Origin of the sequence: Candidatus Rickettsia colombianensi (assembly GCF_003664375.1) — a bacterium.
GTDB classification, from domain to species: domain Bacteria; phylum Pseudomonadota; class Alphaproteobacteria; order Rickettsiales; family Rickettsiaceae; genus Rickettsia; species Rickettsia tamurae.
Map to the genome: position 1 here is coordinate 1 of NZ_RAQN01000004.1, position 24750 is coordinate 24750.

Sequence of the window (24750 nt, forward strand, 5' to 3'; positions counted from 1 at the left end):
ATCAAAATAAAAAAAACATAATAAATTTTATATATAATGCGTTAAAACCTATAGGTTCTGTTTATTTCATTATTCTTATATTAATTTTCCTAGTATTATATAGATTACCGGATAACTTAATTAATGTTATGATTAATCCGTTTTTGCTTCATCTTGAGTATGATGCTTTTGAAATAGCAAGCGTTGGAAAGTTTTGGGGCGTTGTAGGAGCTATAATCGGTGGACTTGTCGGCGGTGTTATTATGAAACATAAAAATATATTAAATAGTATATTTTTATTTGGTATTATTCATGCTTTAGGACATATTTTATTTATTTTTCTTGAAATAAACAGTAAAAATTCTTTATTATTATTTATTACGATAGGAATAGAAAGTATTACCGGTGGTATGACGATGACTGCTTATATCGCTTTTATTTCTTCACTCTGTCAAGGTAAATTTCGAGCTACTCAATATTCTTTTCTTTCATCGATGATGGGAATTTCACGCTCAATTTTTCCTATAATTTCAGGCTATATGGTAGTAAATTTTGGTTGGCAAAATTTCTTTTTATTTACTACTATTATAACTATCCCATCTTTATTAATATTATTAAAAATAAAAACTAAATTACAATAATGAATGATATATTAAGTGCTTTTTTACATGGCATCGTTTTAGCTCTCGGTTTAATAGTGCCGCTTGGAGTACAGAATATTTTTATATTTAATCAAGGAGCAAAACAGCCAAAATTTAGCAAGGCTTTATCTAGCATAATTGCAGCCTCAATATGTGATACTATTCTTATATGTATGGCAGTTCTTGGGATATCTTTATTAATTCTTGAAATTTCTTGGTTAAAATTATCTATATTTATTGTTGGATTTATTTTCTTAATTTATATGGGATATAATACTTGGAATCAGCCTCCTATTGATCTTACAATGATGAATTCCGGGGCTTTTTCAGCTAAAAAACAAATTTTATTTGCTATATCGGTGTCAATATTAAATCCGCATGCAATTATGGATACAATTATAGTAATAGGTACTAGTGCTTTAAAGTATAACGGTATTGCAAAAATTATATTTACCTTAACTTGCATACTTATATCTTGGATATGGTTTTTTTCTTTAGCAGTTGCAGGTTATAATATCAGAAAGCTAAATAAAAGTAGTACGATTTTAACCATAATTAATAAAATAGCTGCTATTGTTATTTGGGCAGTTGCGTTTTATATTGGAGTACAAATATTGTATGAAATCGGTTTTATTAACTAGAAATATTAAAGAAAATAATGAAACTATAAAGGAAATAAGTAAATATAATTTAGATTTACGTTATATTCATTGTCCTTTAATTAAATATAAAACTCTAGATTTTAATATCGATATTTTAGATAATTACTCAAATATAATAATAACTAGTAAATATGCAGCAAATATCTTAGCCGGTCATAACTTAAAACAAGATGTTTGGGTAGTAGGTAGTAAGTCAAAACGATTATTAGGCAAGAAAGTAATTTATACTGCTAAAAACGTGGAAGATTTGATTAAGCATTTTCCTCCTGATTTATATGAGCAGACTATATATTTATCTTCAAATGAAATTACTAAAGATTTGTCTAATAAAATAGCTAGACATATCATTTATAATGTAGAATATTTGAATGAGCTGCCCTTATCTATTATAAAAGAATTTAAAAGCAATATTGACTTTATACTTCTTTATTCTCAGAATAGTGCTAAGACTTTTGTAAGATTATTACTTCAAAATAATTTACTAGAATACTTACAAGATAGTTTAGTTGTAGCTATAAGTTTGAAAGTCGCAAATATAGTTAGACCTTTTATAAAAAATGTGGTTTATTGTGATGATCAGAACCCTAACGATGTAATCAAGTTATTATCTGAAAATGCAAAAATTCGATAGTTTATTTAAAAGCAAAAATATCTTTTTTATAGCAATAGTAATATTTGTCTTATCTTCTTTTATTCTTTATCATAATAGATCCGATATTTTAAAACTGTTTAAAAGTGAAAATAAAGATTTAAGCCAAATTTCTGATCAAGCAGTAGAAAATAAAGAAAATACTACCCTGGAAGAAAAGGAAGCAGCCCCTCTATTATCTACCAAATCGCTTTTAAATTACGTAAGTTCTTTAAAGTTTCCTGAAGCACCGACTAATTTAGTAGAACCAAAATTAGAAACTGTAGTCAATTCAGCTTCATTCGGATACAAGGAACAAGGAGCGAAGCCTATAACTAATAGGAAAGCGACGAGTGACGATGTAGGCGGATGGGGATTAATTGACTATATTAATTACTTATTAAATGTAAATCTATTATTATATAATTTCATGCAAGATAAGGATTATAGTAAAGAACTAAGACTAGTAAAATCCCGCCTGCTGCCTCAAGATATAAGGAATATTTTAAATAACTTAGAAGCATATAATAATAATTATCTTTGTTCTAAATCAAGTAGTACGGAAGTAATTTTGCCTACCAACCATAAATGGCTGGAGAAGTTTATCAAAATTGAGAAAAAACCTTCTGCTATGATGGTAAAAGAACAAGATAAAGCTCTAATTTTAGAGAAATTAAACTGTTTAATCGATTTTCTTTATTCAGAAAAATTTATGCAGGAGTTTGTAAATAAAGATGTTTAGGTTATTATTAATATGTGCTACTTTTTTACTGCTTTATTTCGGATTTACTTTAATAGAGAGCTTTGATTCAAAAGTTTTTATTAGTTTATACGATTATAATATTGAGACTACTTTGTTCTTTAGTCTTATTTTAGGATTATTATTACTAATTTCTTGTTTTATTGTCATTAGATTTCTAATATTAATTATCGATTTACCGTCTAAAATACATAATATTTTTAATAAACGAAAAATTAATCATGATAGATATGCTTTAATTTTAGCTTTTGCCGAATATATTATGAATAATAAAGCTAAATCTGCTTCTATTGCCCGCAAAAATTTATCTTCTGAAGATCTAAAAGATTCACAAGAATTCCATAATTTAATCTTAGCCGTAACTGAAGAGGATGTAGATAGAAAAATTTCCTATTTTCAAAAACTTATTACATCTAAAGAATTTGTTTTTTACAGTAGCAAAAACCTAGCAAAACTTTATTATGATAAATCTTTGTATGAGAAAGCAGAAAATTACGCAACAAAGGCTTATAATTTCAATGAACTTGATAGTGACAATTTAATTACTTTAATGCGTTGTTATGCTAGACTTTCTCTATGGACGAAATTTATTTTTATAACGAACAAGCTTGCAAAATTTCATAAACATGAGTCTATGCTGGAAATTGCTGAGTATTATTTATTAGCAACGAAGCAGGAAGTAGAAGGTAATAATACGGCTAATGCTATAGATTATTTGGAAACGGCTGTAGATTTAAATTTTTATAACGACGAATTACTAGAATTTTACTTTAATTTAAATGATAAGCTTAATGTTAATAAAAAGATCAAAATATTAAAAGATGCTTTTTGTATTATCCCCTCTTTAAAATTAGTGCAGCTATTTAAAAAATTCACTTCTCTATCAGATAGACAAATTTACAAAGAATTAACTCAAGAGTTAGATACTAAAAAAGATGAAATCTTAATTTTGGCAATGGAAGCTTATTTAGAATTGTAGACGTTGTGATATGGATCAGTTTTAGCGTCATTGCGAGGAAAAATTAAAAATTTTGATGAAGCAATCTCAGGAGTTTGTTATTATTTCATGCGATTGCCGTGCAGCCTACGGCTGCTCGCAATGACAGATAAGCCGAACCACACAATAAAAACTAATATAAAAATAGTTTCTTTTGGCTCTTACTAATTTCTTCATTTACATTATTATTATGGTGATGATAATTAGATTGGATTGTTATTAAATAATCATTTATTGCTTTAGAAAATTCTTCAGTTTTATAACGAAAGAAATGGTCAGCCCCATTGATAATTTTATAATCAACTTTAATATGGGATTGTTGCTTAGATAATCTATTTGCTAGGTCTTTTACATCATCTGCCGATACTATACTATCATTATCTCCCTGTAATATAAATCCTGGGATAGGACAAGGTGAAAGGAATGAAAAATCATATTTATGAATTGTATTAACTGGTGGCGAAATAGCAATAAAATGATTTATTTCCGGACGTCGCATTACCAGTTGCATAGCTATCCATGCTCCGAACGAAAATCCTAATATCAGATTAGACTGAGCATTTGGGTTATTCTGCTGTAACCAGTCGAGAGCTGCCCCCGCATCAACAACTTCACCGACTCCGTTATCAAATTTACCTTGCGATCCCCCTACTCCTCTAAAATTAATACGTAAGACGGTATAACCGTTATCTGCTAAAATCTTATAGGCATTATAAACTACTTTATTATTCATATTACCCTCATATAAAGGATGAGGATGAAGAACTAATGCAATAGGAGCATTAGGTGAGGTAGCTTTTGCATATCTTCCTTCAACTCGTCCTTCCGGACCGTTAAAATAAATTTGCGGCATAATTATTCATAATATTTAATTTGTTCGATATGATATTTTACCACTTTTTCTTATTAGTGCAACTATTCTTAATTAAAATATGATTGTATTGACGCATGCCGCCATATATACTAAAGTGTAGTCAAATCATTTGACTATAGCGGATAATAATAACTGAATGGAGCTATATTATGAATACGGTAGATATTAGATTACGTGTTTCAGAAGATATAAAGACAAAAGCAGAAGAAATATTTAAGCAAATGGGGATGACTATGTCGGAAGCCATGAGGATATTCCTAAATCAATGTATAAATAGCGGCGGTTTGCCTTTCAAAACACATATTAAGATTCCTAATGAAAAGACTATAAAAACTTTTGAGGATACAGATAAGCAAATTGGTTTAACTATCTCAAATAATAAGAAATGTTTAATAAGTTAGGCATCTAATTTGTATCATCATTGCAAGCGACTAAAAACCTTGTTGTACGACTTCTATGTCATTCCCGCTTTCGCAGGAATCCAAAAAAATAGCCTTAATACTAGTACAAAAATTACGCATCAATTGACAAAATAAACCTAAAAAAACAAGTTTTTTATAGGTTTTGCTGGATTCCCGCTTTCGCGGAGATGACATATAAAGATGATCTAAGAAAATACTGCTCGTTCGACTGCATCTACGCTATGTTGCACTAAATCCTTAGCAATTTCTTTAGTAATCATCTTTTTTAGACCGTTTTTAAGTTCTTGTCTAACACATCCAAGCATTTGCGGTTCTGCTACAATAATCAACGCCTTATATTTAGCTTGATCAGCAGTAGTTACTTTCTCTAAATATTTAATAACGCTCCTTGCTGCTTTTTTATGTTCTATATCTTTTAGTGAAGTATGCGGCTCAAAAAGTGATCCTGGGGTAGATTTATTTTGGTAAGGGCTTTGTCTTTTTTCTCTATGGTGGTGATGTTCCTCTAAATCTAAAGATAATTTTAAAGGTTTATTAGTAGTAATTTTAACTCCTTGAGCGTCATAAAGCATCATTTGTTTACTATCGATAACTGCAATTAATTTTAACGGTGCTGTACTTACCATAAATACCTCCATAAGAACTAAGTTGTAATTTTATGATAATACTAATTATTTTTAAAATCTAATATTAATTTAATAATTTTTGCTTTTCACTGTTAATAATTTGCTCAACCTTGTCATTAAGTATACGTACGTCAGTTTGCTCTATTTCTTCTTTTTCTATTACACCTATAATCTTTACCTTTATAGTTCCAGGCTGCTTAAACCAAAACCCTCTAGGCCAAAATAAACCGGCATTATGAGCCATCATTACAATTGGAACTTTAGTAATTGAAGCAAGCTTTACGGCACTTGGCTTAAATTTCACCGTTCTATCAGGCGGAACTTTAGTTGATTCCGGAAATATTATTAACCATAATCCTTCTTTTATTTTTTCCTGACCTTCTCTTAAAATCTGAGCAACCGAGCTATTAGTACCACGGTCAACCGCAATAGGTTTAACCATCCGAAGTCCCCAACCAAGCAAGGGTATGTTAAATAATTCACGCTTTAATACCCAAGAATGTTTAGGAATAATCAACTGCATAAACATTTGATCCCAAAAGGATTGGTGATTAGATACGACTATTGAGATTGTTTCCGGTAATTTCTCAAGCCCCTCTACTTCATATTTTAAACCGCAACAAATTTTTGCAAGCCATATAAAAGCATAAGAAAAGATAATGGCAACTCTATATCTTATTTGATAGTTGACATTGAAAAATGTTACGGGTATGTAACATATAAGAAAAAAAATAAATGTAAATAACGATAATAATCCGTAAAATGATAAAATTCTTAAACGCCACAGCATAATTATTAAGATAATTATATTAATTAAAATGGTATTTATAACATAATTTTACAATGAGTAAAATAAAAAGGTATTAAATGAAAAAAACTGTTCTTTCCGGTGTGCAAGCAACCGGTTCTTTACATCTCGGTAACTATTTAGGTTCAATTAGAAACTGGGTTAAAATACAGGAAGAATATAATTGTTTTTTCTTCTTAGCAGATTTGCATGCTATCACGGTTGATATTAAGCCATCAGAACTTAATAATTCAATTATGGGGGGTCTTGCTGTTTATTTAGCAGCAGGGCTTAACCCCGACAAAGTAACGATTTTTGCCCAAAGTATGGTGAAAGAGCATACTGAACTTGCTTGGCTACTAAATTGTGTTACACCGCTTGGATGGTTAAAGCGAATGACGCAATTTAAAGATACAGCAGGTAGTGATCAAGAAAAGGCTTGCCTTGGGCTATTTTCCTATCCGGTACTTATGGCAGCGGATATCTTAATATATAAAGCCGATATAGTGCCTGTAGGCGAGGATCAGAAGCAGCATTTAGAGCTAACAAGAGATATTGCAGGTGTGATAAATAGGAGATTTGATAAAGAAATTCTAAAAGTCCCGGATATTTTAATTAGTGAAACAGGTACAAGAATCATGAGTTTACGGGATGGATTAAAGAAAATGAGTAAATCTGATATTTCGGATTTTTCCCGTATCAATTTAAAAGACGATAATGATCTTATTCATCAAAAAATAAAAAAAGCTAAAACCGATCATTTAAGCTTTGTTAGCTATGATAAAGAAACAAGACCGGAAATTAGTAATTTATTAGATATTTATAGAAGTTTATCCGAAGAAAGCTTAGAAAAAATAATCGATAATTATCAAAACCAAGGTTTTACAAAATTTAAAGAAGATTTGGCAGAAATTATTATTACAAATCTACAACCGATACGTGATAAATATTTAGAATTAATGAATGATAAAGAATATTTATTAAAAATACTGCACAAAGGAGCAGAAAAAGCAAGAATTAGAGCTTCTGAAACGGTTAACGAAGTGAAAGAACAATTCGGATTTGTAATTTAACTTTATATATTGCAAGATTTCCCTTGAAATATATAAGATTATTTGGTATGAATCTTCTTGGATAGGTGGCCGAGCGGTTTAAGGCACTAGTCTTGAAAACTGGCGTACGGGCAACCGTACCGTGGGTTCGAATCCCACCCTATCCACCAGCTCAGTTTATAGTATTATGTCCTTTTATTTTCTTTATAGTGCTTAGTATATTTATCTAGTAAAATCCTAATCATTTTTTTATTGGTTAAAAATCCTTAAATATATTCCCTAAATATCTATTTATCCAGTTGCTCCAACATCATTTTAGCGGCTTTTATACCTGCTTCTTTTGAAGTTTTTATATTGGTGGTTTCAGTATGGAAAGTTATTTTACTACCGTCAAGGTTGCCGAGCATAAAATCGGTTTGTATATTAGACATCTTCCCAAACTCTACTTCTAGGGGTAATTTGTACGTCAATCCGGTACTCGCATCCTCACGTACGCTTTTGTACGCTGCGGTGCTGCGTTCCGTGTTTTCTTCAAATTCTTCCCTATAAGCAAGTTTGGAAAGATGTCTAGGATCCGCATCTAAATATTTAGAGTAAGCAGCAATCAGGGTACGGCAATTAGCATCTAGATATTCTAAAAAAGCTCTTTCAGGTTTTATTAGTTCAAAGGTAGGAATATGATTAATTTGGTTGCATATCTCAAGCATAGCATTATCATCTTGTCGTATTTCAACTGCAATGACTCCCTGCCCTATACACGGTAACATCTGTGAATATTCTATCAAATGACAATATTCCGGATTAAATGCCTCTAACCTTTTCAGCCCTGCATATGCTAAAATTGTCGCATCAACTTCGCCGGTCATTAACTTTTTTATTCTTGAATCAACATTCCCTCTAAAAACCGTTACCTTTAAATCCGGTCTTATTTTTGGATGAATGCTTTTCTTCGTACTGCCGAACTACCTATTACGGCATTTTGCGGCAGTTCTTCTATGGATTTATAATTTAAACATACAAAAACATCTCTAGGATCTTCACGCTCTAAAACGGCAGCAATTGCTAGCTCTTCAGGTATTCTACCAGGTACGTCTTTTAAAGAATGAACGGCTAAGTCAATTTTTTTATCACGCAAGGTTTGCTCTATTTCCTTTAAAAATAAAGCTTTGCCGCCTATATCGCATAATGGTTTATTTTGGATTAAATCCCCGCTAGTAATAATTGGTACTATTTCACAATTAATATCAGGAAAAAATTGTTTAATTTGCTGAATAACTAAATTAGTTTGTATTAAAGCAAGCGGACTTTGTCTTGTACCTATTCTGATAGAATTTGTCATTTGTTTTCTACTATTTCAAAAGGGCTAGTAAAACTTAAAACATTACTGCTTATAATTACTTCATGATTCATAATAACCGGATGATTTACCTCTCCATGCCCTATTCCTACTACTTTATAAGCTTCTATATGCGGAATATGATTTAAACAAAAACTTTTTATAGCTTGTTCTACAAACTCATCCCCTTTAGTAAAATCACCGAAAATTATCGCCTCTATATCGTCAAATATACCGGCATTTTTTAATTGAACTAGATTACGATGCACGGCATAGGCTTTTTCATTAACGTCTTCAAGTAGTAATATATTACCCTTTTTTAGGTTAATAGAAGTTCCTATTAATTTGCTAAAAACCGTTAAATTTCCGCCTGTTATTTTACCGGTTATATTTTCCTCACTAATTTTCTTTATAGGTATAAGTTGTATTTCACTCTTTTCTCCTTTAAGGACATTTATTATAGATGTAATATCCTGATTAGTAGGCGGTAGTAACGAGGTTAGTACTGAACCGTGAATAGTTGGGATATTATAATGGTTATTTAGTAATAAATGCAAAACGGTAATATCGCTATAGCCTATCAGAATTTTATCGCCTTTTTGCTTTATATTAAAACAATCTTCTACAAATTCACCGCATCCATATCCGCCACGAAAAGCCCAAATTATTTTAACCTGTTCATTTTCCATAGCCTCTTTAAATGTTCTTAGCCTTTCCTCTTTAGGAGCAGCGAAAAAAGGCAATTCATCACCTGAAAAAATCTTATCATCTACTAAAGTTTTAAACCCTTGTAAAGTTAGTATTTCAATAGCTTTCTTTAGTTTATCCTGTGCATCAGGACAACCTGACGCCGGTGCTATAATTGATATCAAATCTCGTTGTTTGTTAAAAATAATCTTTTTCATAATAATGTCATCCCTTGGCTTGACCACGGTATCTAGATAAAAATGTTGAAAAGTGCGTGTTATAAGTTGTTTTTTGGATACCGTGGTCAAGCCAAGGGATGACAGCAAAAAATACTGGATTCCCGTTTTCACGGGAATGATATTAAAATCATAATAGTTATACGAAGATCAACTTCAAAAAGAGCAAAGAGTCTATAAGGCGAGGAGCGGAGCGTATACTTAATACGTGAGCACCGCAGCTCTTATAAGACGACGTAGCCAATTTTTGAAGTTCATCGAGTATAAGGCATCGTAAAAATAAAAGTAGTCTTCCCCAGTTTATCGTTTTCTGCCCAAATTTTTCCGGCGTGCAGTTCTATTACTTTCTTACATAGAGCAAGCCCTACTCCTCTACCTCCTGCCGGTGTACGTGTTTTAGAGCTTACGACAAATACACCGAATATACTCTGCAAATCCTCTTTCAGTACTCCTATTCCATCGTCTTTTATACTAAACAAGATATTATTTTCTTGTATGTGTAGATCAATTTTTATTATTCCCTCACTACAATAGCTAATAGCATTAATTATTAGATTATCGAATGTGTGTTTAATATAATGAGGATCACAGTTAAATATTATATTTTCTTCAATATCAGATATAAAATTTAAGGTTTTGCCGTTTAGATATAATTTCTTACATATTTTAATCCTTTCATGTAGCAATTCGCTTAAGTTTATATCTTCTTTATTTAGTTCATAATTAAGACTAGATAATTTTGAAAAATCTAGAATATTATTTATCAAGCTATTTAATCTAATAGAGCTTTTAGCTATAATCTCTACGGCATTACGACGCTGATCTTCATTAAATTTATCATAATTAGCCCATAAGGTTTCACCAAGGCTAATAATACCGGTTAGCGGCGTATTGATTTCATGGTTTATATTACGTAAGAACTCATGTTTCAAATCAAGTAACTTCTCTAATTCCTGCTCTCTATAATTAACTCTATTACCTAAATGGGTATTTTTTAGGTTAACTAATCTCTCTTGCTCCTGCCTTGGTTTTAAGAATATTATTAAAAGGCTGCTAAATAAGGTTAGGAAATATACTACTTTAAATTGAAAACTATCTATGCTAATTAATAACTTCTCATCCATAAAATATTTATAAAACTCTATACTAGCAAACACGCCCGTAACGGTCATAAGTAAAGTAGCTTGCCACCTGAATATCGTTGCAATTATAAGTAAGTTAATTATCGAACACATTAATTGCAGCTGATCAAAATTACTTGATATAACAAGTAAACTACCGAAAAATATTAATATAACAAAAGTAGCAACAAACCAAGATAAAGATATAATATAATAATTCTTTTTAAACTTTAAAGACCATAAAGGATAAGTGATTAATATTGCAGCAGTTATAAGTGTGGTATGGTAAATAATATTATATATATCCAAATGGTTCATTATTCTGCTACCCGGTGTGGTATATAAAGATGAGAACATCGATATTAAAATAAATATACCGACATAACTATAGGTAATTTCTTGATTTGGTAGGGTACTTTCCCAATATTTAAAGATGTTAAAATTCTTAAGATCACGAAATAAAGTCAAAAATTTTCTTTTTCTCTCTTGCCTGATTATTTTAACGGCTAGTGGCTCTTTTAAAGAACTAAACCCTCCGGGTTGCTTTAAAATATAATGGCTTCCAAGGAAAAAGAGTAAATTTACGATAGTTGCGGGTAGTATCGGATAAATACCTAGAACTGCTCTTAAAGAAAATATTTGCCACAATATAATAGTTAATATTGCAGCAATCATACCGATAAAAAAACTTTTGGCACTTGATTTAAAACCGTATATTAACAAAATTAACGGCAAAGTGATTAGAGGTAAATAGATACTAGTTAACAATAGAAATAGATTTATTAAATCTTTCGTATAAAGTGATATAATAAAACCTATTAATCCTATAGTAATTGCGGTTATATAATTATAATTTAATGAAGCTTTTTTAATGATGTCATTAGTAAAAGTTACCGCTGCAACGTTAATATAAGAGTTAGTACTTGAGATTATCATTGCCATAATAACGCCGACGATTAACCCCTTAAATCCTATATAACTTTTAATAATCCGTAAAAACAGTTCATTAGTGTCAACACTCGGTTCTTGAGATAGTAATAATATTACAATCCAAATAAATAAAACAGATAAACAAAGACAAATAATTGCCGAAATAAAAAAAGTTTTTGATATTTGCTTTGTGTCTTTTGCCATCAATACTCTTTGAAAAATTGAAGGACCAAGCGACGGAATCGCAAAATATATAAAAATATTTAAAGAAATCCAAAATTTAGGACTAGTATAGTGAAACAATCCTTGTAAATCAGTCAGACGAGTTTGTACGTTTGAGTCTATAACTATATGCGGATCACTAAAAACATTCCATACGACAATTCCTATTACCGGAATAATTGCACTATAGGTAAAAAACTGTACGGCTTCGGTAAAAGTAACCGATTTTACACCACCAAAAGCAGAATAACTTATTATTACGGTGGCTATACATAAATCTATATAAAAATTTGAAATATTAAAGAATAGCTGTAATATTAAACTTGCTACGTGGAATTGCATGGCAATTCTACCTATAGACATTAATATACTAACTATCGACGTAAGAATACGAACTTTGTTACCGTACGCCTCCCCTATTATTTCTGCTGCCGATAAGCTGCCCAAAAAATTCTCAAAACAAGGAGCTATAAAGTAACTAATTAATAACCAACTAACGACGCTACCGAATATACTAGGTACTAAGTAAAATAATCCATCCGTATATATTCTTGAATTATCGATTAAAAAAGTACTAGTACCGATCCAAGTAGCAATAAGAGTTGCAACTATCGTACCTGTAGAAAAATTCCTTTTTCCTATCGCATATTCGCGAATATTTTTTATATTTTTGATATTTAGAAGTCCAACTAGCAAATTAATCGCTAAAAAGCTAGTAAAAATGAGGAGATCTATATTTGGCATAGAGTTAAGTTATAGGAATTTTCTATGCAAATAATAATAAAGATAAAAAAAGAAACAAACAATATTTTTGTGGAGTTAAAAAAGTATTTCATTCCTGCTTTGGCATTGTTGTGTGGATCTATTTTTCCGTCATTGCGAGGAAATTACGTAAGTAATTGACGAAGCAATTCAGTAAGAAATTCTGATTTACAGAATTTTTTTATTATTTTTCTGGATTGCCACGCAGTCTACGACTGCTCGCAATGACGACGCGAGAATAACATTAAGATAAACTATCTTTTATTCATAAAGATTGAACTCTTCTACTGCCTGACCTAATGATGCTACAGTATAATCGTTATTATACCAAGTTGTGTACTCATCAAGTGCATTATGACAATCATTATAATCAACTATAGCTGTTTTTTTCTCTTCTAATACATCTGCTGCAGTTTTATTAGCAGGCGTTATTGCATCTTGTTCACATCGAGAATTTACATCAGCACCTTTTTCGATTAAAGTTTCTACTACCTTCTTAGCATTATAATCACTATACCAATCAAGCGTAGTTCTACCAACGGCATCACAGAAATTTATATCAGGTTTTGTGTTTTCATATTTTCTATGCATTCTTTTAAGAATTCTGCTCCAAATTCACCAAGCCATGCTATAGCATGGAATTTAAATTGATCAATAATCTCAGCATTAAAGCCTTTTTGTTTTACTATTTTTTCTATTATAGGCTTAGCTAAATTTTGTAGATCATGCAAATTGATAAGTAATAATTTTTTTCTTGATCTGAGGCTTTGAAAATATTTTGTTTAATAGACCATATTATATTACCAAGTGTAGCAATCATATTATTACCGCCAGTGGAATTTTCAAGGTCACAATTTTCTAATGCTTTTTCTACTAATTTTTCTACTTTTCTTATTAAAGCCTTAAAATCTGCTTGAGCTATATGCTTATGACCTTTGTTGGATATTTTAGATATTGTATTTTGTATTTGTTGTAAAGTACCGTTAGCTACTAAATTTAATATATTATTTGCCTCAAGTGAAGGGTTAGCTTCAAATTTAAGTAAGTTCTCAACTATTTCATAATATTTATCTATTTGAGCTTGATATACACTTATATTTGTATCATTTGGATTATTAGCAATAAGCTTATATTTATTTAAATAAGTCTTTATTATGGAATATTAAAGCAGCATGATTATTATCTTGACCAAAATCATTAATATCTAAACCTAACAGCTTAAATTTTTCGATTTGCTCGACACGAAATTCATCGGAAATATGCGTCTCCATAGTAACACGCCAAAAATTTTGGATTTGTGCTTTTTCAGCTGCAACAAATTTATTCATTATTTGAGAATTATTATGCAATACTTCCATCACTTTAGTGCTATTACTCCATAGTCCCCATTCAAAAACGGTATTACCGTTTTTATCTCAATCAGTTTCTGGGTTGGAAATCATTTTATTTAATACTTGTACTGCAGTACTTTCTAATACATTTTTACAGTTTGACTTTGCTGTTTAGGCATTAAACTGCAAAGAGCTTCAAAAATATTTAGCTTGGAATTATTAAGCTCATCAATATTAGTTCCGTTTAATATAGATGGTATTTGTTGTATATTTCTTGAATTTAATAATTGAAAAAGACTCTCCATAAAAAAACAAAATTTATATTTTGCAATCAATTACCATGAAACATGGTTTTTACTTGTGTCACTAAAATACATAAAGTATTAATAAATGTCAATGGATTATTTACTAATAATTTAAATTTTGTTAATTAATTTAATACCAAAGTGCGAGAGATAAGTTTATTTTAATCCCTTTAACGGTAATATCCGCTTCTTTATCGGCAAGATATTTTTCTTCTCTGATTAAGGCGATTGCTTTATTACGGTAACTTGAGCATATTACGCCGATTTTATCGTTATCTGCGAGTATTTCTTCATCTTTAACTAATGAGGATAAATCTTCATCTGCTGTAATTTTATATATCTTTCTTCTTATAACACCTTGATATTTAGCTCTTGAAATAACTTCCTGACCAACATAACAGCCTTTGTCAAAACTAATTGCATTTAACTCCTCAGCACCATACATATTTGGAATAGATTTATCTGTGATTAAATCTTCTACTCCGTCTATTATTGCAAAATTATATTTATCTTCTAGGTATAATTTTTCATTAAAAGAAGCTGGATTCCCGCTTTCGCGGGGAGGTATTGTTGCATGGACCGATTCCACTCTTGTCATACCGCGACTTGATCGCGGGATCCAATCTTGTTTAATTGTTTTCTGGATACCGCGGTCAAGCTGCGGTATGACACCGAGCTCATATATAGAACGAAAACCGAGCATAGTATAGCGAGGATCACGAGACGTAACTAGCGTGTCTATATCTAATTTTTGATGTGAGTAGATAACTTTATATTCTTCGCTGCAATCTATTATTTGTATTTTAGAGCGAAATTTATAAAAGTTTAAATGCTCTATCAAAGCAGCTTTATTACTTTTATCAATATCAAGGTAAATTTCCTCAAGGTTAGGAACATACACAAAAAAATCAAATAAATATCTTCCTTGATTATTAAGCAAATAAGTATAGCAGTAATTATTCTTTTTTATGTCGTTAGTAATGAGATTTTGTAGGAACTTTACGGAATCTAAACCTATTATTTTGATAACTTCTCTATTACTTAATATTTCATACATAATTATAATATTATTGACTTTATAGGTTCCTAACTACTATACTCTAAATTTATATAAATTAAACTTAATAATCATGAGATGTTCATCTTACTGTACTTCTTCCGAATATAAGATGAGTAATCTAGTTACTAATTTAAAAAAGATTGGTCTTGAACCTCAACATTTTGACGATGTTTTATATATTCGGAAAGAGATAAATAAAGATTCTGATTTTATAGAGATATTTTTCTTTCCGTTTGGCTGTGTAACTATTTGGGGCGGCGATGAAATTCAAGAAAAAATAGTTTTAAGCGATACTGATTTAGTAACCGTGAACAAGCTTAAAGAGCCGGTGTTTGATTATATTTATTTTGAATATAATCCAGAAGTCGAGAAAACATTTATTGATGAAGAAAAAAATAAAATAATCTTAGCCGATAAATCAGTTTTTGTTAAACTTTCTATTTCCCATGCTCTTGCACAATCGGTTAAACTGAGCGTTCTTGAGCAATCCGTTAGTAACTTGATTGTTCAGACAACCCCTATACAACAGGAACTAGCTAGAACCGGTAGCGTATCGCTTTCTAAAAAGGAGATATTACAGCAAATAGGTATATTATTTAACGAGCGTTATTCAATCAGTTTGTATAGCGATATATTCGATACTCCGGAATTCTTTTGGCGTCGTCCGAACTATGAGCCTCTATATCTCATGACAGCAGAGTTTCAAGACATAGAAATACGGCAAAATATAATGAATCATCGTCTTAATATGATTCATGAACTTTTAGACATTCTTTCAAATGACCTTAATTATAAACATTCTACCAAACTTGAGTGGATTATTATTATTTTAATCGGTCTTGAAGTTGTCCTGTCGTTATCTCATACTAATCTTTTCTTAAAAATTATCGGAGCTTTATAAATAGCTTCTATGCAAATTATCGATAATCAAAAAACATTAGAAGAATTTTGTAACCGGTTAGCAAATAAGGCATGCTTAAGCATAGATACGGAATTTGAGCGTCGCTATACTTATTATGCTCAGCTTAGTATAATTCAAGTTAAAGCAGAAGAATATTGCGGAATAATTGATGCATTAAGCAATTTAGATCTGAATATTTTTAATAAGCTGCTTGCAGATAATAATATTACTAAAATATTTCATGCTCCTCGTGAAGATTTAGAGATTTTCTATAATTTATTTAAAATACTACCTTCTAATGTTTTTGATATACAAATTGCAGCAAATATTTGCGGATTCGGTAAACAGCTAAGCTATGATGACCTTTGCTATAAGCTAATCGGTATTACTATCGATAAAACCCACCAAAAATCTAACTGGCTAAAACGCCCTATCACTAGTGATATGTTAAATTATGCAATGTTAGACGTGGAGTATTTGTATAAGATATATAAAGAGTTAAATAATATAATTATTAGAAATAATTTAACTAATAAATATCAAACTACTCTTAGTTCTTTATTAGATGTTAGAAATTATAAGGTTGAGCCGAAAGATGCTTGGAAAAAAATAACATATAGAAGTGATGATGAGAGTTTTAACCACAAAATTCAAATACTTGCAGCTTATCGTGAAGAGAATGCACAAACTATAAATATTCCTCGTAAGCATTTTATTTTAGATGAAGATTTAATAAAGCTTAGTAAATACCCGCCATTGCATCACAAAGATTTTAAAAATCTAAATTTAAAAAGCAAATATTTACACAAACAAAAATATAAAGATGAAATAATAAGTTTGTGTAATAACTTATAAGAAAAAAGGCTACAAATCAAATAACTTGTAGTCTATATATGAATAGAAAAAAATTAGCCAACTAATGTAACTTGTATCTCACTATCTTGTACTACTTTGACATATTCGTTGTATACATCATCAGGCAAGTTATAAAATGCCTGATCTATGATAAGTGTCCCTACTCCTACCAATGCTAATTGAAAGCAAATATCTCCAGTCTGAGTATTGCCGGATACTTGTCCTGTTTCTAGCTAATCTCCAACTGCTTGTGCAAAAAAAAAGCAAAAGGTACACCGATCGATACGACAATTTTTTTTATTATATCAACCATTTTACCCTAAGTTGATTTTTGTAATAATATTTTATACAATTAAAAAAATTAAGGTTATTATACCGAAATCACAAAATTAAGCTTACGATCATGAGATTCAACCAGCAAATTATCTATTAATTGTTCTTTTAAACAAACTCCGGCGGTTAATATATTTCGGTTATTATTAAGATATCGGTCAAAATGTCCTTTGCCGTATCCAAGTCTATAACCCTCTTTACTAAACGCAAGTCCTGGGATAATAACTAACTCAGGTATAAAAAAATCATTATTTATAGGTTCATAGGTTTTAAAAGCCCCTAAAGCCAATTGATCATTATAATGATAAGGACAATATTTTATCTTATTTTTTATAATTTTCGGTAAGAAGAATTTTATTTTAGGATGTAAGTTTGTTATTTCAAGTAAGTTAATTTCGTATTTTAGAGGAAAGTAAAGTCCTGCTGTCTTTACTTTTAACTCCTGTAATAACCGGCTAATTTTATTGATTAGGGAGTTTTTGACTAAGTCGGAAGTAATTTTTTCTTGGTTTTTTATTAAAAGTTCTTTGAAATAAAGACGCAGTTCTTGCTTGTTCATATCATTGTCATACCGTGGCTTGACCACGGTATCCATAAAAATAACTTACCATTCTAATAATTTTAACTGGATGCCGTGGTCAAGCCACGGCATGATAATTTGAACATTTACATATTAATAGTCCTTTTATCCACACTAAGTGCTGCCTCTTTTATAGCTTCGCTTAAAGTTGGATGGGCGTGGCAGGTTCGTGCTATATCTTCTGAAGCTGCTCCGAATTCCATATAAGCGGTAAGCTCGGCAATTAATGTACCTGCATCGGCTCCTATAATATGAGCTCCTAAAACCCTATCGGTTTTACTATCGGCAAGAATCTTAACCATACCTTCCGTACTACCGATTGCTCTTGCTCTACTATTTGCTAAAAACGGAAACTTACCGACTTTATAATTAATGCCTTTTTCTTTTAGTTGTTCTTCCGTTTCACCGACGCTTGCTACTTCAGGATAAGTATATATTACGCTTGGAATTAAATTATAGTTAACATGTCCCGCCTGCCCTGCCATAATTTCCACGGCAGCTACAGCCTCTTCCTCGGCTTTATGAGCAAGCATAGCTCCTTTTACCACATCACCGACTGCGTAAATATTTGAAATTGCTGTTTGGAACCGGTCATTAATCTCAATTCTACCTTGCTTATCCATAATAATACCGACAGACTCAAGTCCTAGATTTTGTGTATAGGCTTTTCTGCCTACCGCCATCAACACAACATCGCTTGTTACTACCGAACTCTTACCGCCCTCCTCTATTGTCAGATTTACTTTTCCTGACTTTACTGCAGATAGCACTTTAGTATTCAGTTTAAACTCTATACCTTGTTTTTGCTGTAGTTTCATAAATTGCGTAGCAATTTCTTTATCAAGCATAGGTACAATGCTCGGTGTATACTCAATAACCGTTACTTTAGCTCCCAAACGACGCCAAACTGAACCAAGTTCTAAGCCTATATACCCTCCCCCGACAACTATTAAGTTCTCAGGTACTTTAGAAAGTTTCAAAGCACCGGTAGATGAAACAATAAATTCTTCGTCTATTTTAATGTTCGGTATTTCTATGACGCTGGAGCCTGTAGTAATTAGGATATTTTTGGCTTTAATTTGCTCTTTATTTACTTCAACGATATTACTAGAGATAATTTTAGCTTCGCCTTTTATCCTAGTAATCTTATTCTTAGCAAATAAGCTTTCTATACCTTTTGTAAGATCAAGAACTACTTTATCTTTATTAGCTAGCATTTTTTGTAAGTCTAGTTTTACATCTGCAGTAATACCTATACTCTCAAAATGCTTTAGAGCTTCTTCATATTTTTCAGAGGAATTAAGTAAAGCTTTCGACGGTATGCATCCTATATTTAAACAAGTGCCGCCAAGAGTATCGTTTTTCTCAATACACGCTACTTTCATACCAAGCTGAGCAGCCCTAATACTGCCTGTATAACCGGCCGGACCGCTACCTATTACCACTAAATCAAATTCTTGCATATTTTTACCTTATATTATCCTCCCTTTGTCATACCGTGGCTTGACCACGGGGTCCAAAAAACAACTTAAAATACTAATAATTTAGTATTTTTAACTGGACCCTGTGGTCAAGCTACGGGGTGACAACAAAAAAGCCTAGATTCCCACTCTCGCGGGAATGACATCGACTGCCATACGGCAATGCCTCTATCATCATTCCAACCAACCATACACCACTATCACCTTTATAACAACTTTAATCTTATACTATTCTTATTCGGTGAAGCAATAAAACTAATTAAATTAATATTATCTTCAAAGCCGTTTGTATAATTTTGTAGTAAAGAAAACATCTTTTTAGAAATAGCGTAATTATGACTAGCATTTAGTGAATTTGACTCACCTATATTTTTTATTTTCCTCATTAAAGCTAAAGGATTATCAAATTTTAGCTCTATATTTTCATAGTCAACAATTACTTCGGCAAATCCTGCTTGTGATAATAGCATTGGGACATGATCAAAATGAATAAAAGGAGAAATATGAGGAAAATGTTTAAAACCACTTGCTATTTCGGCATCTATTAAGGATTGACGTAAATTCTTTAAGCTATTTCCTCCGACAAAATTACCGATAAAAATACCGTCAGACTTTAAAAATGTTCTTATATTAGATAGAAAACTTTGCACATCGTTTATCCAGTGTAATCCTAATGAATAAATAATTAAATCAAAAGAGTTCGGAGGAAATTCTAAATCTTCATCATCGATTAACAATTTGTGATTATGCTCAAAAAAATCAAGCAATAAAGGCGACATATCTGTTACGGTAATATCGGCACTTCGATAAGCATTTTTTAGTAAACCCGTAAGATAACCGCATTTAGCCGATATTTCTAGAATATCCGAAAAATCCTTATCAATCATCTCTAACCGACTTATTATATCATTAGCTGCATGCTTGATAAATAAGCTGTTACTTATTCCCGCTACTGCATTATTTCGGTGATTTTTTAGCTTTAGTCTGTTGAATATATAATCCTCTCCTATCTTGAATTTTCTCTCCTAAAATTGTTGGTGGCGGTCGAGAAATAAAACCTCCTAAAAAATCTCCTAGCAAACTATTTTAAACAAGTTCTCTCTGTCTTGCAGTGCGAATATCATCCCCTTTAACTCTATCTAGCCCTTCAAAATTCTCCTGAATACCTACAACTATAGGTTTCGTATTTTTATTATTAGGCGATAAAGGTTCTAAACTCAACAGGCTTTTTTCTGAAGGATTTAAATCCGAAGTTAGATCCAAATACTCTAAGTAGACAGGTTTTAGTTGTTTATCATTACTAGAAACTTTTTTTCTTGCTACCGCTGAAACATTGCTCTTTGTCTTATTAGATTCTCCTAGAGATTTATAACTACTTATACACAACAATAATAATATAAATTAAACAATATATGAATCAAGTATTGAAATAAATTAATTATTTCTAAAGATATTATCTTCGTATTTTTTTCTATAATATATTTTGTAATTCTCGTTTCTTATATCATTAAACCATTGGTCTTGTTGTTTTTTAATATAATAATTTAGGGAATTAGATTTACTTTTACTAGTTTGGAAATTATCTTCACAAAATTTTAAAAAACCTGATATTAAAGTTTCTACTCCATTAGTCTCAGATTTTTTCTCAAGAAATTGCATAGAAAAATTAGTAGGATTATTATGTTTTAAATAAAATTGCTTATATTTCTCATGAATTTTATTTTCTTTTTTTATTTGTTGTTCTGAAAAAGATAATTTTTCCTCTAATAATTTATGAATTTCGGTACAGTCGCTCCAAGGTAATTCTATTGTTAGCTGCTCTTCCTGATATTCAAAATTATCTTGAATATTGTTAAAATCGGTATTTACTTTTACCGCACTTACTAATATTAAAAAACATGTAATTAATTTAATATTCATAGAATTAATTAATTTTAGCAGGAACTGGTATCATAATACTACTTCTGTATCTTTTATTGCCAATAAAAAGTGATTTTTTTTTAACTTTGTTATTATTGACCGGAATTGTATCTTCTAAAGCCCCTTCATTATTATTTAGATAACTATGTAAGGATGCTTTATAAAGAGCCATATTACTTGCTATTTTAACTACATCTTGCTTATATTTAAACCCTAAAGAATGTGTAGCCGAATGATAATGAGCTATCGCTTTGTGCCAGCTCCCTAACTGATCATATTTTGAACGTAAAAATTCTGCACCGTAACGAATGTTATTATTTGGATCAAATGCATGTTCAAGGGAATTAAAAGCCCCGAAATGATGCCTTAAGTTAATCTGCATGCATCCAACATCAATACTCTCTCGCCCTTTTATAAGCTCTATTCTAACAAAACTTATGGCTTCTCTTTTACTGTTAAAATAATAGCCTTTTCCTTCAACATTTACCGTCCAAGGCCATACTACTCTAATTTTATGGGTTGTATGTTTTTTCCCCGATTCTTTTAAAGCTATTGAATGTAACGTATTAGATGGGATATTAAATTTTTTTTCAAAGTAAGGAAAAAGTTTTGAACATTTAAAGGATTCAGCTATTTCAGGATCGGCAATAGCCGGCTTAGAGAAGAGGATAAAGGATAATAATAGGAGTAGTATGGTCATTGTGTTATTCTTTGCCTCCCCTATGTCATTCCCACGAAAGCGGGAATGACATAGGAAAATTTGGCACAATTCCCAAACCATACCGGCAACGCTAAAATAAACTTGAGTTACAATAAGATAAACTAGCCTATCATAACTTATATTATGAAGCAAGGGAAGTTATGGTATAAGAAGCGAACAAGATTACTTATAAATCATTAGCATCAAAATTATCTTTAGTAATACCTAATGTTTCTAATATTTGTTCAAGTTCTTTACTACAGGCTCTAACTCAGCTGACTTTTTATTAAAGTTAAAATTTTCTGAGGTTAATGTTTCTTCATCTAAATTTGCAGCTCTAACCACATTAAATCTTACGCCAACTTCTTTAAGCCATTGATATGTATTATTAACATCTTCATGATTTCTATAATAATCACTACAATCATTTAGTAGTATGTAAAATATTGTTGTTTTTAATGTATCGCTTTTAGTTGCCGGTAAATTTTGAGCAAGCAACTCTAATATGTCCTTACCTTTATAGCTTATTATTCTTTGCTTCTTTTGAAACCTGCTCTAAGGACAATAAACCTTGTCTTAATGCTACACTATCAGTATTATTAGCTTCAATAAGCTTTTTGATTTTGGTAAGTATACTTAAATAATCTGTCGATTCTAGTTTACCCATTACATCTTTTTTTTTTAATTTTCAATCAAAGACTCTTTCACAAATAATATATCCTTATTTAAATTAAAATCTTAAAAACCATGGAATATGGATTCTGAATTTTTGAAAACGGAAATATAGAATTTGTAAAATTTTGTCAATATAATAAAATATAAGGTTTGTGTATAGAAATTATTAATTATTTTTAAGAAATAAAAATAATCTATCATAACTTCTCTTGCGAAACAAAAGAAGTTATGACATTTAAGAGGTAAAGATTTAATCTAAATCCCAAGCTGCATCATTAGTGTTTTGAGGATTACCTAGTATATCGGGTACCATATCCAACAAATTATTAATATCACCCCCTGTCGCTTGCAAAAGATTACTGTACTTGCGTTACAAAGTCTTCAGCAGTTCTACCTTGAGCATCTTGAGGATTAGTAGTTCCATCTGCACTCCGGCATTAATTAATGTTACTAAATCCTTAGCTTGCATACCTAAAAAATAGTATCTTCTGTACCGCTCTCTCCTCTATTAGAACTAGTAGAAGGTTGTACATGTGGTATTTCCTCTCTGTTAGCATGAGCAGTTGCTTGATGAACCACAGTTGTAAGTTGTTGATCGTTAAGATTATTTTGTTCCTTTGACATTTCTGGAGATAACGTAGAATCATCCTCAGATAGATCAATTAGATCTTCTTCTTGCAATATAGAGCTTGTATTCGTACTATAGCTTAAAGCTTGTAACATTGAAAAAGCCTCATCTTTAATTACGCTTTCATACCATTTTTTATGTTCGTTAGCTGCATGTTTTGCATTTTCATTATTTTTATAATTATTTGGAATAGCGTATAAACCGTATTCTCCTTTATCTGCTTCGTCTATTATGATTTTAGCTATATTCAGTTCATCTATACTTAAGTCAATATTTTGTTTAATAAGTAAGTTTCAGTATCTGATCACCTTGTGCTACCCCTTTATTATTTTTCCAGCCTCTTATTAAACTACAATAATCTATACCTGATGTTCTAGCATGCTCTAATACTGCTTTTATAGTTTTCCATTGATTATTAGCTTTTTCATTTTCACCTTGCTGCTCATCTTTAATAGCGTCCTCAGCCCATTTAGCAATTTGAGCATATGATGCTAGCTCCCCTACTGCATTAAATATGGATACGTGTTTACCTGGATAATCTACTTTTGTAATTATTTCAGATAGATCAAATTTTTGAACTAATTTTGGTAATTCAACAAGAAATTCATCATAATATGGTTTGTCTAAACTCCATTCTCTTCCATTTTGTTTGATTTCATTTATAGTTTCTTGAGTAAAGTTAAATAATGAATATTTATTCATTATTTTATCCCTTTGTAATTATTGGTCAAATTGTGGTATTTCTTAATTTTTATAAACATATAATATATTATTTAATATATGTCAATAAAATACCATGTTTCATGGTATTTTATTTAAAAATGCTTTAAATTGGTAATTGACTAAATAAATAAAAATGTTTATTATCAGTCCAAATTAAATGTAAAAGTATATTTTATGAAAGTTGTTAGCTCATTAAAATCATTAAAAAAACGTGATAAAGATTGTCAGATCGTTAAAAGAAGAAGCAAAATTTTTGTAATAAATAAAAAGAATAAAAGATTTAAAGCAAAACAAGGTTAATTAATCGGATGAACTTGAAAAATTGCCTTACTCTTTTGCTTTCAAGAATTGTTCTTTCATTTTATCGAAAATTCCTGTACTCACGTACTAAGTGGTACGTTGCGTACAGTCACCTCTCAAAATAAAATTCAATTCTTGAAAGCATGTGAGTATATGTCGTCTTTGTAAGTTCTCGGATGCTGAACGTTTAATATACGCTCCGCTCCTCGGCTTACAGACTCCTTGCTATTTTCCAA

General features: G+C 30.7%; 28 protein-coding genes, 1 tRNA gene and 4 pseudogenes. 11 read left to right on the forward strand and 22 right to left on the reverse strand.

Translation table 11 applies throughout. The features are described 5' to 3' along the window. From D6968_RS00555 to D6968_RS00575, 5 genes are all read left to right on the forward strand, one after another. On the forward strand, positions 1-620 hold a 620-nt coding region (locus D6968_RS00555), incomplete at its 5' end, for an MFS transporter (protein WP_121542677.1). Next, positions 617-1261, forward strand: a complete 645-nt coding sequence (locus D6968_RS00560; protein WP_177717133.1) for a LysE/ArgO family amino acid transporter — start codon at positions 617-619, stop codon at positions 1259-1261. The genes D6968_RS00555 and D6968_RS00560, both read left to right, overlap by 4 nt. Beyond that, positions 1239-1913, forward strand: coding sequence for a uroporphyrinogen-III synthase (locus tag D6968_RS00565; protein WP_121542681.1), 675 nt, complete (start codon positions 1239-1241; stop codon positions 1911-1913). The genes D6968_RS00560 and D6968_RS00565 overlap by 23 nt, the downstream gene beginning before the upstream one ends. Further along, on the forward strand, positions 1897-2652 hold the full coding sequence (locus tag D6968_RS00570; protein ID WP_121542683.1) for a palindromic element RPE2 domain-containing protein: 756 nt from the start codon (positions 1897-1899) through the stop codon (positions 2650-2652). The genes D6968_RS00565 and D6968_RS00570 overlap by 17 nt, the downstream gene beginning before the upstream one ends. Next, positions 2645-3649 carry a tetratricopeptide repeat protein gene (locus D6968_RS00575; protein WP_121542685.1) on the forward strand — a complete coding sequence of 335 codons (1005 nt, stop codon included), beginning with the start codon at positions 2645-2647 and terminating at the stop codon, positions 3647-3649. Before D6968_RS00570 ends, D6968_RS00575 begins: the two co-directional genes overlap by 8 nt. Before the next feature lie 151 nt (positions 3650-3800). On the opposite strand, the gene D6968_RS00580 is transcribed toward D6968_RS00575, so the two are convergent. Further along, complete coding sequence (locus D6968_RS00580; RefSeq protein WP_121542687.1) at positions 3801-4520, reverse strand: alpha/beta hydrolase; 720 nt, start codon at positions 4518-4520, stop codon at positions 3801-3803. Between the two features lie 170 nt (positions 4521-4690). Here D6968_RS00580 and D6968_RS00585 point away from each other — a divergent pair, with 170 nt between their 5' ends. Continuing rightward, positions 4691-4942, forward strand: a complete 252-nt coding sequence (locus D6968_RS00585; RefSeq protein ID WP_177717098.1) for a type II toxin-antitoxin system RelB/DinJ family antitoxin — start codon at positions 4691-4693, stop codon at positions 4940-4942. Between the two features lie 206 nt (positions 4943-5148). On the opposite strand, the gene D6968_RS00590 is transcribed toward D6968_RS00585, so the two are convergent. Further along, entirely contained in the window at positions 5149-5589 is a 441-nt protein-coding gene (locus tag D6968_RS00590; RefSeq protein WP_177717113.1) for a host attachment protein, read from the reverse strand. A gap of 64 nt (positions 5590-5653) precedes the next feature. After that, the gene (locus D6968_RS00595; RefSeq protein WP_121542693.1) at positions 5654-6379 is read right to left on the reverse strand and encodes a lysophospholipid acyltransferase family protein; all 726 of its coding nucleotides are present in this window, start codon (positions 6377-6379) and stop codon (positions 5654-5656) included. Positions 6380-6456: 77 nt separating this feature from the next. Between D6968_RS00595 and trpS the strand changes: the two genes are divergently transcribed. Then, entirely contained in the window at positions 6457-7449 is a 993-nt protein-coding gene (gene trpS / locus D6968_RS00600; RefSeq protein WP_121542695.1) for a tryptophan--tRNA ligase, read from the forward strand. A 59-nt stretch (positions 7450-7508) separates the two neighbouring features. Further along, positions 7509-7598 (forward strand) — tRNA-Ser (locus tag D6968_RS00605). A gap of 117 nt (positions 7599-7715) precedes the next feature. Here the strand turns inward: D6968_RS00605 and hemC are convergent. The 8 genes and pseudogenes from hemC to ygfZ form a co-directional block, all read right to left on the reverse strand. Continuing rightward, a pseudogene (hemC, locus tag D6968_RS00610) lies at positions 7716-8767 on the reverse strand (hydroxymethylbilane synthase). Beyond that, positions 8764-9669: an LD-carboxypeptidase gene (locus tag D6968_RS00615; protein WP_141110516.1), complete on the reverse strand. Its 906-nt coding sequence runs from the start codon at positions 9667-9669 to the stop codon at positions 8764-8766. The pseudogene hemC and the gene D6968_RS00615 overlap by 4 nt, the downstream one beginning before the upstream one ends. A gap of 272 nt (positions 9670-9941) precedes the next feature. Next, complete coding sequence (locus D6968_RS00625; protein WP_121542699.1) at positions 9942-12704, reverse strand: sodium:solute symporter family transporter; 2763 nt, start codon at positions 12702-12704, stop codon at positions 9942-9944. A 279-nt stretch (positions 12705-12983) separates the two neighbouring features. Further along, complete coding sequence (locus D6968_RS05565) at positions 12984-13313, reverse strand: hypothetical protein (protein ID WP_245968964.1); 330 nt, start codon at positions 13311-13313, stop codon at positions 12984-12986. Continuing rightward, complete coding sequence (locus D6968_RS05570; protein ID WP_245968966.1) at positions 13277-13453, reverse strand: hypothetical protein; 177 nt, start codon at positions 13451-13453, stop codon at positions 13277-13279. Before D6968_RS05570 ends, D6968_RS05565 begins: the two co-directional genes overlap by 37 nt. 402 nt (positions 13454-13855) lie before the next feature. Then, positions 13856-14080, reverse strand: a complete 225-nt coding sequence (locus D6968_RS05575) for a hypothetical protein (protein ID WP_245968968.1) — start codon at positions 14078-14080, stop codon at positions 13856-13858. Between the two features lie 113 nt (positions 14081-14193). Beyond that, on the reverse strand, positions 14194-14358 hold the full coding sequence (locus D6968_RS05020; protein WP_177717120.1) for a hypothetical protein: 165 nt from the start codon (positions 14356-14358) through the stop codon (positions 14194-14196). A 130-nt stretch (positions 14359-14488) separates the two neighbouring features. Beyond that, positions 14489-15415, reverse strand: coding sequence for a CAF17-like 4Fe-4S cluster assembly/insertion protein YgfZ (ygfZ, locus tag D6968_RS00650; RefSeq protein WP_121542703.1), 927 nt, complete (start codon positions 15413-15415; stop codon positions 14489-14491). Between the two features lie 112 nt (positions 15416-15527). On the opposite strand from ygfZ, the gene D6968_RS00655 reads away from it, so the two are divergent. Then, on the forward strand, positions 15528-16319 hold the full coding sequence (locus D6968_RS00655) for an RMD1 family protein (RefSeq protein ID WP_121542705.1): 792 nt from the start codon (positions 15528-15530) through the stop codon (positions 16317-16319). Positions 16320-16328: 9 nt separating this feature from the next. Then, on the forward strand, positions 16329-17174 hold the full coding sequence (locus tag D6968_RS00660) for a ribonuclease D (RefSeq protein ID WP_121542706.1): 846 nt from the start codon (positions 16329-16331) through the stop codon (positions 17172-17174). A gap of 53 nt (positions 17175-17227) precedes the next feature. Here D6968_RS00660 and D6968_RS05580 read toward each other — a convergent pair. The 11 genes and pseudogenes from D6968_RS05580 to D6968_RS00720 all read right to left on the reverse strand — a co-directional run bounded on the left by D6968_RS05580 (position 17228) and on the right by D6968_RS00720 (position 24193). Beyond that, a pseudogene (locus D6968_RS05580) lies at positions 17228-17487 on the reverse strand (hypothetical protein). Between the two features lie 57 nt (positions 17488-17544). Further along, positions 17545-18066: a 5-formyltetrahydrofolate cyclo-ligase gene (locus D6968_RS00670; RefSeq protein WP_121542708.1), complete on the reverse strand. Its 522-nt coding sequence runs from the start codon at positions 18064-18066 to the stop codon at positions 17545-17547. 107 nt (positions 18067-18173) lie between these two features. Next, positions 18174-19550, reverse strand: coding sequence for a dihydrolipoyl dehydrogenase (gene lpdA / locus D6968_RS00680; RefSeq protein ID WP_121542712.1), 1377 nt, complete (start codon positions 19548-19550; stop codon positions 18174-18176). A 224-nt stretch (positions 19551-19774) separates the two neighbouring features. Beyond that, positions 19775-20494, reverse strand: a complete 720-nt coding sequence (locus D6968_RS00690) for a methyltransferase domain-containing protein (RefSeq protein ID WP_342767332.1) — start codon at positions 20492-20494, stop codon at positions 19775-19777. A 31-nt stretch (positions 20495-20525) separates the two neighbouring features. Then, positions 20526-20966: pseudogene (locus D6968_RS00695) on the reverse strand (hypothetical protein). Between the two features lie 36 nt (positions 20967-21002). Beyond that, on the reverse strand, positions 21003-21488 hold the full coding sequence (locus D6968_RS00700; RefSeq protein WP_045804056.1) for a DUF2532 domain-containing protein: 486 nt from the start codon (positions 21486-21488) through the stop codon (positions 21003-21005). A gap of 4 nt (positions 21489-21492) precedes the next feature. Then, positions 21493-22269 carry a lytic transglycosylase domain-containing protein gene (locus D6968_RS00705; RefSeq protein WP_410519438.1) on the reverse strand — a complete coding sequence of 259 codons (777 nt, stop codon included), beginning with the start codon at positions 22267-22269 and terminating at the stop codon, positions 21493-21495. 153 nt (positions 22270-22422) lie between these two features. Then, positions 22423-22686, reverse strand: coding sequence for a hypothetical protein (locus tag D6968_RS00710; RefSeq protein WP_245968977.1), 264 nt, complete (start codon positions 22684-22686; stop codon positions 22423-22425). Between the two features lie 19 nt (positions 22687-22705). Further along, positions 22706-22855, reverse strand: a complete 150-nt coding sequence (locus D6968_RS05585; protein ID WP_245968980.1) for a hypothetical protein — start codon at positions 22853-22855, stop codon at positions 22706-22708. A gap of 258 nt (positions 22856-23113) precedes the next feature. Beyond that, positions 23114-23586: pseudogene (locus D6968_RS06405) on the reverse strand (hypothetical protein). A 184-nt stretch (positions 23587-23770) separates the two neighbouring features. Beyond that, on the reverse strand, positions 23771-24193 hold the full coding sequence (locus tag D6968_RS00720) for a hypothetical protein (RefSeq protein ID WP_121542718.1): 423 nt from the start codon (positions 24191-24193) through the stop codon (positions 23771-23773). Positions 24194-24388: 195 nt separating this feature from the next. Here D6968_RS00720 and ykgO point away from each other — a divergent pair, with 195 nt between their 5' ends. After that, the gene (gene ykgO / locus D6968_RS00725) at positions 24389-24514 is read left to right on the forward strand and encodes a type B 50S ribosomal protein L36 (RefSeq protein WP_008579439.1); all 126 of its coding nucleotides are present in this window, start codon (positions 24389-24391) and stop codon (positions 24512-24514) included. Positions 24515-24750: the final 236 nt, after the last annotated feature.